This window comes from Chitinophaga sp. (genome assembly GCF_035538455.1).
GTDB lineage: Bacteria > Bacteroidota > Bacteroidia > Chitinophagales > Chitinophagaceae > Chitinophaga.
This window is the reverse complement of record NZ_DATLKJ010000004.1, coordinates 1-15,708: the sequence shown is the minus strand read 5'-3', so window position 1 is coordinate 15,708 and position 15,708 is coordinate 1. Positions and strand designations below refer to the sequence as shown.

Annotated in this window: 14 protein-coding genes; 7 read left to right on the top strand and 7 right to left on the bottom strand. The window is 48.0% G+C overall.

Annotation, left to right across the window (positions count from 1 at the left end):
- Nucleotides 1–23 precede the first annotated feature (23 nt).
- From VM802_RS00140 to VM802_RS00130, 3 genes are all read right to left on the bottom strand, one after another.
- Nucleotides 24–683: a phosphatase PAP2 family protein gene (locus VM802_RS00140; RefSeq protein WP_325526682.1), complete on the bottom strand. Its 660-nt coding sequence runs from the start codon at nt 681–683 to the stop codon at nt 24–26.
- An 8-nt stretch (nt 684–691) separates the two neighbouring features.
- Nucleotides 692–1,135 (bottom strand): DinB family protein, encoded by a 444-nt coding sequence (locus tag VM802_RS00135; protein WP_325526680.1) that lies wholly within the window; start codon nt 1,133–1,135, stop codon nt 692–694.
- 68 nt (nt 1,136–1,203) lie between these two features.
- Nucleotides 1,204–1,605 (bottom strand): GRAM domain-containing protein, encoded by a 402-nt coding sequence (locus VM802_RS00130; protein ID WP_325526678.1) that lies wholly within the window; start codon nt 1,603–1,605, stop codon nt 1,204–1,206.
- 65 nt (nt 1,606–1,670) lie between these two features.
- Here VM802_RS00130 and pncB point away from each other — a divergent pair, with 65 nt between their 5' ends.
- The gene (gene pncB / locus VM802_RS00125; RefSeq protein WP_325526676.1) at nt 1,671–2,843 is read left to right on the top strand and encodes a nicotinate phosphoribosyltransferase; all 1,173 of its coding nucleotides are present in this window, start codon (nt 1,671–1,673) and stop codon (nt 2,841–2,843) included.
- A gap of 129 nt (nt 2,844–2,972) precedes the next feature.
- Here pncB and ypfJ read toward each other — a convergent pair whose 3' ends face one another.
- Nucleotides 2,973–3,830: a KPN_02809 family neutral zinc metallopeptidase gene (ypfJ, locus tag VM802_RS00120; protein ID WP_325526674.1), complete on the bottom strand. Its 858-nt coding sequence runs from the start codon at nt 3,828–3,830 to the stop codon at nt 2,973–2,975.
- Between the two features lie 164 nt (nt 3,831–3,994).
- Here ypfJ and VM802_RS00115 point away from each other — a divergent pair, with 164 nt between their 5' ends.
- From VM802_RS00115 to VM802_RS00100, 4 genes are all read left to right on the top strand, one after another.
- Nucleotides 3,995–5,005: an NADP-dependent oxidoreductase gene (locus tag VM802_RS00115; protein ID WP_325526672.1), complete on the top strand. Its 1,011-nt coding sequence runs from the start codon at nt 3,995–3,997 to the stop codon at nt 5,003–5,005.
- Between the two features lie 10 nt (nt 5,006–5,015).
- Entirely contained in the window at nt 5,016–5,846 is an 831-nt protein-coding gene (fdhD, locus tag VM802_RS00110) for a formate dehydrogenase accessory sulfurtransferase FdhD (RefSeq protein WP_325526670.1), read from the top strand.
- Nucleotides 5,847–5,919: 73 nt separating this feature from the next.
- Entirely contained in the window at nt 5,920–8,220 is a 2,301-nt protein-coding gene (locus VM802_RS00105) for an FdhF/YdeP family oxidoreductase (RefSeq protein ID WP_325526668.1), read from the top strand.
- A gap of 15 nt (nt 8,221–8,235) precedes the next feature.
- Nucleotides 8,236–8,784 (top strand): putative glycolipid-binding domain-containing protein, encoded by a 549-nt coding sequence (locus VM802_RS00100; protein ID WP_325526666.1) that lies wholly within the window; start codon nt 8,236–8,238, stop codon nt 8,782–8,784.
- 95 nt (nt 8,785–8,879) lie between these two features.
- Here VM802_RS00100 and VM802_RS00095 read toward each other — a convergent pair whose 3' ends face one another.
- Together VM802_RS00095 and VM802_RS00090 are read right to left on the bottom strand one after the other, a co-directional pair.
- Nucleotides 8,880–10,805 (bottom strand): BamA/TamA family outer membrane protein, encoded by a 1,926-nt coding sequence (locus VM802_RS00095; RefSeq protein WP_325526664.1) that lies wholly within the window; start codon nt 10,803–10,805, stop codon nt 8,880–8,882.
- Nucleotides 10,806–10,993: 188 nt separating this feature from the next.
- On the bottom strand, nt 10,994–11,752 hold the full coding sequence (locus tag VM802_RS00090) for a DUF695 domain-containing protein (protein WP_325526662.1): 759 nt from the start codon (nt 11,750–11,752) through the stop codon (nt 10,994–10,996).
- Nucleotides 11,753–12,113: 361 nt separating this feature from the next.
- Between VM802_RS00090 and VM802_RS00085 the strand changes: the two genes are divergently transcribed.
- Both VM802_RS00085 and VM802_RS00080 read left to right on the top strand, forming a co-directional pair.
- On the top strand, nt 12,114–14,561 hold the full coding sequence (locus VM802_RS00085; RefSeq protein WP_325526660.1) for a TonB-dependent receptor domain-containing protein: 2,448 nt from the start codon (nt 12,114–12,116) through the stop codon (nt 14,559–14,561).
- Between the two features lie 189 nt (nt 14,562–14,750).
- Entirely contained in the window at nt 14,751–15,224 is a 474-nt protein-coding gene (locus VM802_RS00080) for an acyl-CoA thioesterase (protein ID WP_325526658.1), read from the top strand.
- 4 nt (nt 15,225–15,228) lie between these two features.
- Here VM802_RS00080 and VM802_RS00075 read toward each other — a convergent pair.
- The coding region (locus tag VM802_RS00075; protein WP_325526656.1) for an ABC transporter ATP-binding protein at nt 15,229–15,708 on the bottom strand (480 nt) is incomplete at its 5' end.

Genomic DNA, 15,708 nt, shown 5'->3' with positions numbered 1-15,708 from the left:
ACAATCCGCTACAGGAGACATTTTTACAATCCGGTATCCATGGCGGCAGCATACCCCTTGCCTTTTATAAAGGTAAGCCAGAGCATGGTAAGCAGTATAGCTTCTGTGGCGCCGGCTGTTACATCTTCCAGGAAGTGCTGGCTCATGTACATGCGGGAGTAAGCAACCAGCGATGCCAGCACCAGGAACAACCAAGACCAGTATTTATTCTTCACATAATAAGACAGCAAGGTGGCAGCGGTAAAAGCACAAACGCTATGCCCTGAAGGGAAGCTTCGGAAATTGTCGAGCACTGTTACACCCGGCACGAAATAGATCTCCTGTAACCGGTGTTCAAAATAGCGGTGCGGCCGAGGAAAAGCTACCAGGAACTTCAGTGTAAAATTAACGAGGGAGGTGAAAGTATAGGCGGTGGCCATCATAAATCCCGCCCTGCGGTTGACCAGGAAAAGTACTATCGTAATTGCAACGGCAGCGCCGGTGCTTCCCAGCTCCGTGATATAGGGGAAAAATGTATCTCCCCAGGAAGTATGCAGTCTGTTGATATAAAAATAGATGTCTTCCCGGCCGTACAGGAAGCGAAATACCAGTATACCCGCGAGTACTACCGCAAAAGGCCATATCAGCATCTTCAGCTGCCTGTACACGGTTGTAAAGCGCTGCCAGAACGTATCCTGTTTCATACCAAAAACTACTTTGTTAAACGCCGGTGATAGTTGATCTGGCCCAGGTGATAGTTAAGATGCCCTTGCAGGTGCACCAGGAAATGCCCGGTAGCCATTTCCCTGCCGAAAACAATTTCCGGGTAGATCTTTTCCATGTCGGCATTGCTCAGTCCTGATATAACGGTAAGGACTATACGGCGTGTGGCGCCCACCTGCTCCAGCAGATCCTGACGCGGTACATTCCTGGCGCTGAATTCCAGATCGCGGTTACGTACATAATCTGTATTGCCCAGCACCTTTCCTACGAAGTGTTGCAGATTGCCACAAAGATGCAGGCACAGGTTTCCTGCCGGATTACTGATACCTTCCGGAATACGCCACAGCGCCTCTTCTGTACCGTATGCTGCAATTTCTTCTTCGAGCTTGCTGAGATCTCTCTCAAACAAATTGATTAATGTTTCTGTAAGCATGTGCTAAAGATAACGCACTAAACATTCACGACAAACAGCAGCAATAAACAGTGTTACAAAACGGCAGATTAATCTACCTGGAAGAGTGGCTTTACGTCCATCATAGCTTTCTGGTAAGCGATATCGAAGGGTTCGAATTTTGAGCCAAGGCCGAAACGGGCTACGGCGCCATCTATCAGTTCAAATTCGGCCACCTTTTTATTGAAGCCCTGCTTACCGCGTTTGAAGTTCACCACATCAGCCAGCGGGAAGTCTTTCTTCTTCTTGTTTCTGGACAATAACCAGCCCAGCACACCAAAGAGCACCATCATCATCATGGGCTTTGATTCAAATACGATACGCTGACTGGTAATGTAGACATTGCCTTGTTCGGCCTGCCATTTGTTTTTGAAATAGGCTGCGGGACTTTTATACAAAACGGTTTCCTGCGGGTTAAGCTCGAACTTTACTTTGATAATCTTCTGTTGCATATATAGGATATGGGTTAAGTGTGCAAAAATATGGTATTATTGCTATATTAACCAAACCCACACTGATGATTCTGACTTCCATCCTGGATAACGACTTCTATAAATTCACGATGCAGCACTGCGTGGTCAAGCTTTTTCCGAAGGCGCGAGCCCGTTATAAATTTATTAACCGTGGCAAACATGCTTTCCCGCCGGGCTTTGCGGAGGCATTACGGGCAGCGGTGGACGATCTGAAACATCTGCAGCTGAGCGCCGAGGAAAAAGAATACCTGGCAGTCACCTGTCCTTACCTGGACCCCACCTATCTTGACTTTCTTCAGGGTTACCGTTATAATCCGGCGGAGGTGCATATTGTACAACATGGCGAAGATGTGGAAGTACATGTGGATGGTTACTGGTACCGTACTATTCTCTGGGAAGTGCCGTTGATGTCGCTCATATGCGAATTGTATTATGAGCTTACGGGTCAGCAGCGAGTGCCAGATGAGGAAGTGGTGAGTATCACCCGTGCCAAGATAGAACGTTATAAAGAAATGGACATCACGATTGCTGATTTCGGTTCGCGCCGCAGGCACTCGCTGGCAGTGCATAAGCTGGTGGTGCAGACCTTGCGGGAGTATGGCGCCGGATGTTTCATTGGCAGCAGCAATATACATCTTGCCATGCGTAATGGTATAAAGCCCGTGGGCACGCACGCGCATGAATGGTTCATGTTCCACGGCGCCAAATACGGTTTTAAGATGGCTAATATGCTGGGGCTGGAGCATTGGGTACAGGTATACCGCGGCGACCTGGGCATCGCGCTTTCAGATACTTATACCACACCTGTCTTCTTTGAACAGTTTGATAAGAAGTTCGCGAAACTCTTTGACGGCGTGCGTCACGACAGTGGCGATCCGCTGTTGTTTGCAGATCGTACCATCGCGCATTATCAGTCGAAAGGTATCAACCCGCTTTCCAAAACCATTATCTTCTCAGATGGACTTGACTATGAAAAGGTAGCCAGTATTGCATCGTATTGCCGTGGTAAGATTGGTATGTCTTTCGGGATAGGTACGAACTTTACGAATGATGTAGGATTGAAGCCGTTGAATATTGTAGTCAAGATGTATGAAGCGCATCCCGAAGATGCCCCGCAATGGGAGCCGGTGGTGAAGTTGTCTGATGTAAAGGGGAAATATACCGGAGATGAACGGATGATAGGATTAGCGAAGGAGATACTACAGATCGGGCTGTGATTATTTTTGATTATTGTCTGAACTGTGATTTATTTGATTATTGTGATTATCCTGATGAGCGAAGATTATAACCGGACATTTATCAGTTTGTATTTTCGTTCGCCAGGATAATCACAATAATCAAATAAATCATAGTCCGAGACCGGTATCGCCCTGGGAGAGATCTCCTGTATCATATCCTTTTTTGAACCAGAACATGCGCTGTTGCGAAGTACCGTGCGTGAAGGCGTCGGGTACTACCCTGCCTCCTGCCGCTTCCTGGAGTTTGTCGTCGCCCACTGCGCTGGCGGCATTCAGGCCGGATTCAATATCTCCGGGTTCAAGTATGCTACGTAACTGGTTAGCGTGGTTAGCCCAGAGGCCGGCGAGGAAGTCAGCCTGCAATTCCAGCTTTACGGAGAGTTTGTTGTATTCCGTTTCACTCAGGCGGGAGCGCATCGACTGTACCTTACGGCTGATGCCGAGCAGGTTTTGCACGTGATGGCCCACTTCATGCGCGATTACATATGCCTTTGCGAAATCGCCCTTGACACCGAAACGTTGTTCCAGCTCATTGAAGAAGCTTACATCCAGGTATACTTTGCTGTCTGCCGGGCAGTAGAAAGGGCCCATGGCAGATTCGGCAGCACCGCAACCGGAAGTAGTGGCATCATCAAACAACACCATCCGGGGCTGCTGATACTGCATGTTCAGCTGCCGGAATTGCTGCTGCCATACATCTTCCGTGCTGGCCAGTACCTTAGCTGAGAACTTTTCAATAGCACTGGCGTTGGCAGCTGTGAGCCGCTCGGAGGTTTCATTTCCGCCGCCGCCGCCCTGCGATTGCTGTACGGCCTGCATTACCTGTTGCGGGTCCTGCTTAAACAATAGTGCAAGTACAATGATAATGACACCACCGATACCGCCTCCGATACCAATGGTACGCATTCCGCCGCCGCCGGAGCGTTTCTCGACATTATCGCTCATTCTTTCATCATCCAGACGCATAACTGAGTGAAGGTTTAGTAGTAAAATAGTTTAACCCGAAATTACATTTTACCCATTAATTCCAGGCATTGTACGCGATGTTTATTTTCATAGTGTAAAAGATTTTTTCCATCGTTACAGAAGTAATTACATTGCCGGTAATCATATCACCAAAATATACATCAATGAGAATTAAACAGATAGTACTTGCTTCCCGCCCCAAAGGTCTGCCCGCCCTTACAGATTTCAGAACAGAAGAAGTGACCCTTCCAGACCTAAAGGAAGGAGAAGTGCTCCTGAAGCCCCTCTATTATTCTGTTGATCCTTATATGCGCGGAAGGATGAATGAAGGGAAATCATACATACCTCCGTTTGAAGTAAATGCGCCTATCGAAAGTGGCGCCATCGCTACAATTGCGGAGAGCAAGGACAAGAACCTGCAACCCGGCGATGTGGTTATAGCCGCTTCCAGCAGGCCGCTCCTGCCCTGGGCCACCGGCATCATCCGCAAGGGATCTGATGTACGCAAAACAGACAGCGAGATTCCGCCTACCTACTATCTTGGCCTCCTGGGCATGCCCGGGCTGACGGCCTACTTCGGGCTGATGGACATTGGCAAGCCCAAAACCGGTGAAACAGTGGTGGTTTCCGGTGCAGCGGGAGCTGTGGGTATCGTAGTGGGGCAAATCGCGAAGCTCCAGGGATGCCGTGTGGTAGGTATTGCAGGCGGCGCGGAAAAGGTGAAGATGCTCACCGATAAATTCAACTTCGACGTAGCCATCGACTATAAAGGTAATCCGGATATATCCAAAGCGATTGCCGCGGCTTGTCCTAACGGGGTGGATATTTATTTCGACAATGTTGGCGGAGAAATATCAGATGCCGTAGTAAACCAGATCAACTTCCACGGCAGAATACCGCTGTGTGGCCAGATAGCGTTGTATAATTCAACCGAAACGCCGGTAGGGCCCCGCTGGCAGCCGACTCTGCTCACACGCAGCGTATTGTTGCAGGGCTTTGTGATCGGCAACTATGCCAGCCGCTTCCAGGAAGGGATCGGGCAGCTGGCCGGTTGGGTGAAAGCAGGTAAGCTGAAATACACCGAAACGATTGAAGAAGGTTTTGATCATTTGCCGGATGCTTTATTAGGATTATTTTCCGGAAGGAACAACGGAAAGATGATTGTGAAAGTTTAAATTTTCAGGTATGACCAATCCTGTTGTACATACACAGATCAGGAAGGTGGCCGCTGCCAGCGCATCAGACATCAATGATGTGCTGGCCACCGAGGACCCGCTGGAAATAAAGCTGCTGTACGGTCCGGTTCACAACCGCCGGCAGCAGTCTCTTTCTGTGACGATGCGCACACCAGGCCACGATCCGGAGCTGGTGAAAGGTTTCCTTTTCAGCGAAGGCATCATCCGGCAGCATGACGATATAAAAGATATTGCCCTTGCAGACAAGGCGGAAGGCAGCGTGGCCACGGTGGCGCTGAAGGAGAGCGTGGCGCCTGATCTGCAGCACAGCAACCGTAACTTTACGGCCACGGCAGCCTGTGGCGTATGCGGCAAAACAGATATTGCCAATATTCATACAGGCGTCAACGTTAGTAAAGGCGAAGCATTCGTTATTCCCTCTTCCCTGATATACCAGTTGCCCGAAACGCTCCGTAGCCAACAGGACGTATTTGACGCTACCGGCGGCCTGCATGCAGCGGCCCTCTTTGACCGTAACGGTAACCTGCTTATCCTCCGGGAAGACATAGGCCGGCATAATGCGGTGGACAAACTAATCGGCGCCGCGCTTACCCAACGGCTTATACCGCTACACACACATCTGATGCTGCTAAGCGGGCGTGCAGGATTTGAGCTGATACAAAAAGCGGCAATGGCGGGCATATCGCTGATCGCAGCAGTGGGTGCACCTTCCAGCCTCGCCGTAAAAATGGCCGATACCTGGAACATCACCCTGATCGGGTTTCTCAGAGAGCAGCGATTCAATATTTACACTAAACCGGAAAGAATAGAGATCAGATAGATTTCCCGCAAAGGAAGCATAGCGCCTTTGCGGGAAAAAATCGCTACTATTGCGAAAGAAAACAGCGTATCATATGCATGCAGAGAACCCGGTACGGTTTACAGGTATAAAGCTGAGCAAGCCTAAAGTAGTGGCCGCAGGTATCCCGGCTGTGGTATCCAGTATGCGGCATATGCTGGAAGAAATGAACGCTTTCCGTGCCATGAAAGCTTTACTGGCACTCAATCAGAAGCATGGCTACGATTGTCCCGGCTGCGCATGGCCTGATCCTGACGACGAGCGCTCCCCTATTGCGGAGTATTGCGAGAACGGCGCCAAAGCTATAGCAGAAGAAGCGACTACCAAACGACTCACTCCTGATTTTTTTGTACACCACAGCGTTGAAGAACTGGGTCTGCTAACCGACTATGAGATTGGTAAGAAAGGCCGCGTTGCCCAGCCCATGTACCTTCCCGAAGGAAGCACCCATTATAAAGCTATTACCTGGGAGGCAGCATACGGCATCATTGCCGGTCATCTTCAGAAGCTGTCATCTCCGCATGAAGCCATCTTCTATACTTCCGGCCGAACCAGCAATGAAGCGGCTTTCCTCTATCAATTGATGGTCAGGCAATACGGTACCAACAATCTGCCTGACTGTTCCAATATGTGCCACGAATCAAGCGGTGTAGCATTGGGTGAAGCACTGGGTATCGGCAAAGGCTCTGTTACACTGGAAGATGTACATCATGCAGAAGTGATTATTATACTCGGACAAAATCCCGGTACCAATCACCCGCGTATGCTGACCGCCCTGCAGAAAGCCAAGGCCAACGGCGCTACTATCATCGCGGTGAATCCGCTGCCGGAGACAGGACTGCTCAACTTCCTGAATCCGCAGACATTGAAAGGCATCCTGAACATCCAAACACATCTTACCGATATTTTTCTTCAGGTGAAAATCAATGGCGACATGGCTTTGCTGAAAGCTATTGCCTTACTGTTGCTGGAGGAAGAAGAGAAAAATCCGGGGACTGTGTTCGATACAGATTTCATTAACCAACAGACAGCCGGTTACAACGATTATATACAACACCTGAAACAACACGACTTTCACCAGCTGGCCGCAGCATGCGGCGTGGCGCAGGAGGCTATCAGAGAGGCCGCCGTTACGCTCATGCATAAACGAAAAATTGTAGCCTGCTGGGCGATGGGCCTCACCCAACATAAAAATGCAGTAGATACCATCCGGGAGGTGGTAAACCTTCTTCTCCTGAAAGGCAGCATAGGCAAGCCGGGAGCAGGTACCTGCCCTGTGCGCGGCCATAGCAATGTGCAGGGCGACAGAACGATGGGTATCTATGAGCAGCCTTCAGAGGCTCTGTTGAATAAGCTCCAGGAAGTATATCATTTTGCGCCACCGAGGGAACATGGCTATGATGTGGTAAATGCTATCCACGCAATGCATCGCGGGGACGCCAGCGTGTTTATAGCGATGGGCGGCAATTTTCTGTCGGCCACACCCGATACAAAATATACCGCTGAAGCGCTGGCCAAATGCCGGCTGACCGTGCATGTGTCCACAAAGCTGAACCGCAGCCACCTGGTACATGGCCGTGAGGCGATCATTCTGCCTTGTCTGGGGCGTAGCGATAAAGATATACAACAGGGTGTTGCGCAATTTGTCACCTGTGAAAACTCGATGGGCGTTGTCCAGATGTCGAAAGGCAACCTGCATCCTATATCGGACCAGCTGAAGAGTGAGCCTGTGATTGTCTGTGAGCTGGCGCAGGTATTGCTGGGCAGCCGTTATGTGCCTTGGCAAAGTTATACTACCAACTATGACCGTATCCGCGATGATATAGAGAAAGTAATACCCGGCTTTAACGCCTACAATGAGCGAGTAAGACACCCGGGGGGCTTCTACCTGCCCAACGGCGCCAGGGAAGGCCGGTTCAACACGGGGAACAGCAAAGCCAACTTTAATGTGGCCGACGTGCCGGTGAATATTATTGCCGACGATGAATTTATGATGATGACCATCCGGAGTCATGACCAGTTCAACACCACCATCTATGGACTGGATGACCGCTACCGCGGCGTCTATAATGAGCGCCGTGTGATCTTCATGAACCCGGCGGATATTGCTGCGGCAGGTTTCGGCGCCGGTGACGTGGTGGACCTGTATAACGACCACGGACAAACGGAGCGAGTAGCACATGGATTTATCATTGTACCTTTCAGTATCCCGGAGAAGTGTACTGCCACCTACTTTCCCGAAACCAATGTGCTGGTACCGGTTGATAGTGTGGCCGACAAGAGTAATACGCCAACATCCAAACTGGTGGTGATCCGCATCAAGCCCAATACGCGGATAAAGCAACAAGAAAAATAAACAAACGATATGGTAATGGAACCTGTTATGTGGCAGGCTGAGAAGTGGCCTGGGATTGAATTTTTTACGTTAACCAGTAATGAGCATTATTACATTGCACGTGGCGTTATTAATGGATGTATAAAGAAGCAGCTTTTCGTGGTGCACTATGAAATTGAAATCACGCAGGACTGGAAAGTATCTTCCTTTCATATAAAGGAAGACAGCGTCCAGCATAAAGAGTTAAAGCTGACATCAGATCTGCATGGTCACTGGTTTGACAAAGAAGGGAACCATATCCCTGCGTTTGACGAGTGCATCGATATTGATATTTCGCTCACACCATTTACCAACACGCTTCCCATCCGCAGATCACCAATGGAAACGGGCGAGTGCAAAACGTTTAAGATGCTCTACATCCTGCTGCCTGAGTTTGAGCTGCAGAAAGTGGAGCAACGTTACACGCGGCTCGGCAACCGGAAGTACCTGTACGAAAATACCAACAACAGTTTCAAGGCGGAGATACCGGTAGATGAAAATGATATTGTAGAAGACTATCCCGGGATATTCAAACGGCTGCCATAGTTTTTTCTGTACCTGTTATCAGCTCCCTGACAATATCAGCAGTTGCTGCTTCCCTGGCCTGTTGTGCGCTTTGCCCGGCCCACATGGCAGTAAATTTACCTGAAGCCCAGGAATGCCGGTGCTTTCAGTGCGGAGATATCAAACCTGAAATCCACCACAGTAGTAATTTCCAGCATACTGTTGCGTTTCATTGGGAATGGCGCATCGGGGTAATAGTAGTAGGCCACTTTGATGGTGTTAAGCGACAGGTTTTCGTTGCGCACCCTGAAGCCTCCGCCGAATCCTGTATATACGGGATTGCTGAAAAGATCCCGATCATTGGCGTTGATCACGGATGCCTGAAGAGAGGCAAAGAAGTTGAATTTAAAGCCCAGTATTTTCAGTGGGCTGTAATATACAGTTTCGGAGCTGGCATTCAGCCGCTGGAAGCCGTTAAGCCTGGTGTCGCGGAAGCCCCATATGCCATAATCCATATTAATGTTAAGCGGCTTGTAAAAAAACGGGCTGGGATTCGCGAGGAAATCGATGCTGAAGAACTCACGGAAACGGGCCTTTCTGAAAGTAAGGAGGCGGCTGTAATATTCCAGGCTGGCGTGCATGACGGCATCTTCGGTGGTCTTTCTGTTCCAGAAAGTTCCAATACCAACGGTGGTGTTAAAAAGTCCGTGACTACGGGTGGTCCAGAATTTCTGCGCCTCAAAACCGGTATAGAGTCTTTTCCTGTCTTTCCAGGTTTCCCATCCGGTGGTAGCGCTTACATTGTAGCCGAGGGGAATATCCTCTGTTCTGCCGAAGCCGAAGAAATGATGTGCCTTGAAGAAGTCGAGCCGGTAGGCTTCTATTTCCAGCAGATAATACCGGTGATCGTTGTATACAGGATCATTGCTGAAGCGCTGTTGTTCCGGCTTGCGCTGGAAGGCGAGGTTATAATGCCTGGCCAGAACAGCGACATTAGGCTTGCGGCCAATGGTACCGTTGTTCTTGTAGTTGTTGATGATGTTGTATCCCACCCATGCGTCTATAGCAACGTAGCGGTAATCGCGGAACAGGCTGTCTTCCGCCTGTGGCTCGGCGCCCCGGATATTGATAGACCAGCTGTTAGATACGGCCAGGCCGCCCACCATCCTGGCAGAGTTACGATATAGCGGGCGGTTGAGGCTGAAGTAAACGGTGCCCTCATACACCATTGTATCAAGTGGTTGATAGTTATTAAGTGTGGTATATCCCATGCTGAGATCGATAAAAGACCCAAGCACATTGTATTTGGTGTATTTCACCTCCGTGTTCCAGGTGGGTGTGTAATCGCTGCGCCACTGGAAACCGACGGAGAGCCCCTGCCCTACACCAAGCAGATTGTTATTGGATACACTTGCTTTGACATTATCCGCACTGAACTGCGAGAGGTCCGCACCATATTCGAATACATCTTTGGTGAGTACGACTACGTCTACGGAATCTGATTGCGGGTCTGTGCTCCTGATATAGATACGGGCATCCTGGAGGAAAGGCCTGTTACGCAGGTAACGTTCGTTGTCGGCCATTTCAAAAGCATCGAGGCGTTGGTTTTCGCGAAAGAACAAGGACTGGCGGATTACCCATTCTTTGGAATCATAATGCAGCCGGTTGGCCAGGTGAATCAGCTTCATGTTGGTAGTAAAGCTGGTATCATTGATGTTACGGGGACCGAATACTTTTACTTTTCTGTAGTTGATATTACGGATCACTTTGCCTACATAAGGAGCAAAATAGGCTTCACTTTTAATGATCACACTATCCGGGTCAACATCCTGTTCGGGAACATCCTGACGGGTAATACGCTTGATAAATGACTGGCGGTATTCTTTGTTTCTCAGTGAATCGCGGTACTCACCGATTCTCTTCATCAGGTTATGCCCTTTCTTTGGAACGGTATCTGTCTGTGACGGGTGCTGATAAGCCGCCGCAATGCCGGAATAAGCATTGTGGTGCCAACAAACAAGCCAGCATATAACAGTTATGGTTGTAATCAGTTTAAAATCCATTCTCAAGTTTAGCCGCGATAACAAGTATATCGAAAAATTCTATTATTTATTCATTCAGGGATTTAATTTATTTTGAGATTTTGGGATTTCGAGATTTTGAGATTTTGAGATTTTGGAATTTATGAATTTATAAATTCCAAAATCTCAAAATACTTAAATAATTTCTCTGAATAAGAAAATAGTAAAATTTACTTCATAATGCTTGTTTCCCAGCCGTCATATTGAGCATTCAGCTGTTGCGCCAATTCCCATAAGATCATCACGACGCTATCTACCGAAGCTTCGCTGGCTTTATCGGGGCGTGACACGCATAATTTAAAAGGAAATTCGGGATTGTCTGTAGGTTCATCCCTCATAACGGTGAAGCCGCTGTCTTTGATATGTTCCCAGTAAGAAGACTTATCTTCTTCTGTTTTAAAATGTATCCAGTGTTCTATCGGGCGTATGATTTCTGATATGTCGCCGTGTTGCAGTAGCATACGTAACACTTTTCTGTTCTGGATACGCTGGAATTCGTATACATCAGGAAACAGGAAATCGAAATAGAGTTCCCAGTTGTTATCTTCCTTCATACCATAGTCATAACGGTACTCAGGAAAACTAATCATTGCATCCGCAATGTATTTATCATGCAGTAATGTGTTACCGGTATAGAAATAGAAATCACGTACGCCATTAGAGAAGGTACGGCCCACGAAATGCGCGTCCAGTTTAGTTTGTAACTGCTCTACTAATTTATCCTCGATCTCTCCCATCATAACAAACTCATCGTTCTGAGGAAATCCGTCTTCACGTGGGTGATTCAGGTATACAGTAACATATATGGCATTAGGCTTTTCCTTCAATGGCGCAAATCGTCTCAGATCAAGGTCAAGACCTATTACTGCTGGACTTTCTTCAATGTGGCACGTGTATATATCCCAGTCCGGTCGGTAATCCTTATGCATATAAAAAAAATTAAAATAACGCAACAGCTGACTGTAAAGATACGTAGCTATTAGTTATCATTGAAATGATTCAATGAGTATCTGCGTTTTTTTATCCACGGAAATTAACGTATGCATGCTCATGCAGCTTGAACAGTTTGTGTTAATGCATACCAGGGTTAACACTATTTAACACTCAGAAATTCCCCTTCAACATCTCTCCAAACAATCTACCACAAAGGATTACAACGTGCGCTGCTTTTTCTATGCGTTACTGCAGTGCCTTCTGTGCGTTCCTTTCATCCCAAAAAACAGATTTCCTTCAGTCTTTACAACTATTTTTACCACCGCTATAAATTGTTGGAAGCTAGTAAATGTAATTATGAGAAAAATTGTTTTGTTCCTGTCGGCATGGATGTTCTTATTATGTACAAACGTAACGGCGCAGCAACACGGGGGTAAAGATGCCGCAACGGGTGCTATTTACGGAAAACTACTGGATGCACAAGGCAGCAGACCTATAGAATATGCGTCTGTTGCAGTTTTACGACCAGATTCGTCAGTACTCACGGGCATGTTGTCAAAACCTAATGGCGATTTTAACTTCGAAAATATGAAGGCGGGCAGGTATGTGCTTAAAATTAATTTCATCGGTTATGAAACGGTGTATAAGACGGTGCAGTTAACAGAAAAGGCGGCAGCTGTTGATGCCGGTAATATCAAACTGAAGGCGAATGTGAAATCACTTGCTGCAGTGAATGTCGTTGGAGAGAAACCAGCGTTCACGATGGCTATCGACAAGCGCGTGTTTAACGTGGAGAAAAATCTGGCCAGTATCGGCGGAACCGCCACGGATGTATTGAAACAGGTACCATCTGTCAGTGTAGATATAGACGGCAACGTAAGCGTACGTAATGGTACTCCTACTATATTTATTGACGGACGCCCCTCTACCCTCACGCTAGACCAGATACCGGCAGATGCTATTGCCAATATCGAAGTGGTCACCAACCCTTCTGCAAAATATGACGCTGAAGGTATGAGCGGGATCCTTAACATCGTGCTCAAGAAGAACCGGAAGGCTGGTATCAACGGGCTTATCAGCGCAGGTGTATCTTCTCTCGGCAGCACCAACGGCAATGTGGATTTCAATGTGCGTCAGCAGAAATTCAACTTCTTCCTGAACTACGGCTTCCGCAACAGGGTGTCGCCTATGAATAGCCGTCTGTTTAGCAAAAACATCGGTAAAGACACGACCACGTACCGTGAACAGCTCCAGGAGGGCGACTTATACCGTCGCTTTCAGACTGGCCGTACCGGCTTCGACTGGTTCATCGACAACAGAAATACCCTCACGCTTTCGCAGTCGCTCACCGGCGGTAACTTCAACCGCTACAATGATCAGACGCAGAATGAATATGACATCAAGCTGCAGAAAGTGCGTTATGGCACTGGTATCAACAACAGTAAGAACGGTTTCCGCAACTACACTACGCAGCTGGGTTATAAGCACACTTTTGCCAGAGAAGGCGAAGAACTGACGGCTGATTTCACGTATAACTATGCAACCGGCGATAACAGTGCGGATTACTCCCTGCAGTATTTCGATCTGAAAGGCAATCCTACTGATATGCCCAGGAAGCCAGAACTCCGCAACAGCAATGGCAAAGGAGAAACGGTTTATCTTACCGGCCAGTTGGATTACGTAAGACCGTTCTCTGAAACATCCAAGATAGAAGCAGGTCTGCGCACCAATACCCGCAGATTCGACAACTATACAAATACCTATGGCAGGAATTATCCTGATGGCTCCTTCTCCCTCGATACCGCGCTTTCGAACAACTATCATTACCAGGAACAGATCAATGCCGGTTATGTAAGTTATACCGGCGCAAAAAACAGTTTCGGCTACCAGGTTGGATTGAGAGCTGAACAGTCGTACTACACCGGGGAAACAAGGCTCGGACAAAAAGATTCCTATAAGATCGATTATCCGGTAAGCCTTTTTCCCAGCGTGTTTTTATCACAGAAGCTGAAGGGCGATCATGAGTTCCAGCTGAACTACAGCCGTCGTATCCGCCGTCCCTGGTTCCGGGATTTGCTGCCCACTATTGACTACAGCGGGCAATACGCCAACCGCGGAAACCCTGACCTGAAGCCGGAGTTCACGAACTCCTCTGAGCTTTCCTACCTTAAGGATTTCGCTCATAAACACAATCTGCTGGTTTCTTTGTACTATCGCAACACCGATAATGCCATCACAGATTTTTACGTAGATACTGTTCTCACGCTGAACGGGCAGGCGCAGCGCGTGTTGCTGACGTATCCCATCAATGCCAGCACCCGCAATTCCTATGGAGCAGAGATTACCTTGAGAAGTCAGCTCACCAAGGCCTGGGATGTAACTGCCAACATCAACATGGCGCAGACAAAGATCAGCACCGTGGGTACCGGTAATAACCTGTCCAACCAGGGCTTCACCTGGTTTGGTAAGCTGAACAGCAATACCAAATTACCCTGGGATCTCACTTTGCAGATAACAGGGGAATATGAGTCGAGGCAGATATTGCCACAGGGAGAAAGGAAACCGGTATGGTCAACAGATGCAGGTGTGAAGAAGGATATGCTGAAGAATAAAGCGTTGTCTGTATCGCTTACTTTAAATGATGTATTCAATTCAGACCGTAATCTCAGTTACACCCGCACTGATTTTTCAGAGACAGAAAACTACCGCGCGCGCCTTACCCGCGAACTGCGACTCAACGCTACCTGGCGTTTCGGCAAGATGAACAATGATAAAAAACATAACAGTGAGCCGGAAGAAATGTAGGTGTTGATTATCAGTGATGCCGGTGATTTGTGCTGTTGTTTGATGATGATTGTTTATATATTTTGATAGAAATCAGAACACTTAAAATAGTTCGTCTATATCTTTGTACATGGAAGAGTTGATTTAACAATCATCATCAAACAACAGTACAAATCATCAGCATCACAAAAATCAATACAAATCATAGTTATGGATTCGATCTATCATACCATCACCCTGCGTTTCCTGGCAGAGCCTTCAGATGTGAATTTTGGCGGTAAAGTACATGGCGGTTCCGTTATGAAGTGGATTGACCAGGCTGGCTATACCTGTGCAGCCAACTGGAGTGGCCAGTATGCAGTGACTGTATACGTGGGTGGTATCCGTTTTTTTAAGCCCATAGCTATCGGAGATCTCGTTGAGATCAATGCTACCATTATCTATACCGGTAAAACCAGCATGCATATCTCCATAGATGTATTTGCCGGTAACCCCAGGCAGCAGGAGAAGCAGAAGACCACACACTGTGTAATGGTGTTTGCAGCCGTAGACGACAGCGGTAAAACAATACCGGTGCCCAAATGGACACCGCGTACTGCTAATGAGATCAGTATGGAGACCTATGCCAAGAAACTGATGGATCTCAGAAAAGACATTGATGAAGAAATGAAGCCCTACATGTAATTCATTACACGGCGAACTGCATTTCGCTCAGCATGCGGTATAAACCGCCATCTACGCCGATCAGTTCATGGTGGGTACCTTCTTCCACGATCATACCTTTGTCCAGCACGATAATCTTGTCTGCCTCCCGGATGGTAGACAGGCGGTGTGCGATCACAATAGAGGTGCGGCCTTCCATGAGTTTATCCAGGGCGTCCTGCACTAGTCTTTCGGATTCAGAATCCAGCGCGGAAGTGGCTTCGTCGAGTATCAGTATTTTGGGATCTTTCAGTACGGCGCGTGCAATGGCAATACGCTGGCGCTGGCCACCGGAAAGCTGTATGCCTCTCTCCCCTACGACCGTGTTCAATCCCAGCGGGAAGCGTTGAATAAACTCCCAGGCATTGGCCTGGCGGGCTGCTGATTCTATTTCTCCGTCGGTAGCATCGGGTTTACCGTAGGCAATATTCTCGCGGATGGTGCCTCCAAAGAGGAATACATCCTG

Bases quoted from the DNA above. Each gene is read 5' to 3' on its own strand.
- VM802_RS00115 (WP_325526672.1), top strand. From the start codon at position 3,995: ATGAGAATTAAACAGATAGTACTTGCTTCCCGCCCCAAAGGTCTGCCC.
- VM802_RS00095 (WP_325526664.1), bottom strand. From the start codon at position 10,805: ATGGATTTTAAACTGATTACAACCATAACTGTTATATGCTGGCTTGTT.
- fdhD (WP_325526670.1), top strand. From the start codon at position 5,016: ATGACCAATCCTGTTGTACATACACAGATCAGGAAGGTGGCCGCTGCC.
- VM802_RS00080 (WP_325526658.1), top strand. From the start codon at position 14,751: ATGGATTCGATCTATCATACCATCACCCTGCGTTTCCTGGCAGAGCCT.
- VM802_RS00130 (WP_325526678.1), bottom strand. From the start codon at position 1,605: ATGCAACAGAAGATTATCAAAGTAAAGTTCGAGCTTAACCCGCAGGAA.
- VM802_RS00105 (WP_325526668.1), top strand. From the start codon at position 5,920: ATGCATGCAGAGAACCCGGTACGGTTTACAGGTATAAAGCTGAGCAAG.
- VM802_RS00135 (WP_325526680.1), bottom strand. From the start codon at position 1,135: ATGCTTACAGAAACATTAATCAATTTGTTTGAGAGAGATCTCAGCAAG.
- VM802_RS00100 (WP_325526666.1), top strand. From the start codon at position 8,236: ATGGAACCTGTTATGTGGCAGGCTGAGAAGTGGCCTGGGATTGAATTT.
- VM802_RS00085 (WP_325526660.1), top strand. From the start codon at position 12,114: ATGAGAAAAATTGTTTTGTTCCTGTCGGCATGGATGTTCTTATTATGT.
- VM802_RS00090 (WP_325526662.1), bottom strand. From the start codon at position 11,752: ATGCATAAGGATTACCGACCGGACTGGGATATATACACGTGCCACATT.
- pncB (WP_325526676.1), top strand. From the start codon at position 1,671: ATGATTCTGACTTCCATCCTGGATAACGACTTCTATAAATTCACGATG.
- ypfJ (WP_325526674.1), bottom strand. From the start codon at position 3,830: ATGCGTCTGGATGATGAAAGAATGAGCGATAATGTCGAGAAACGCTCC.
- VM802_RS00140 (WP_325526682.1), bottom strand. From the start codon at position 683: ATGAAACAGGATACGTTCTGGCAGCGCTTTACAACCGTGTACAGGCAG.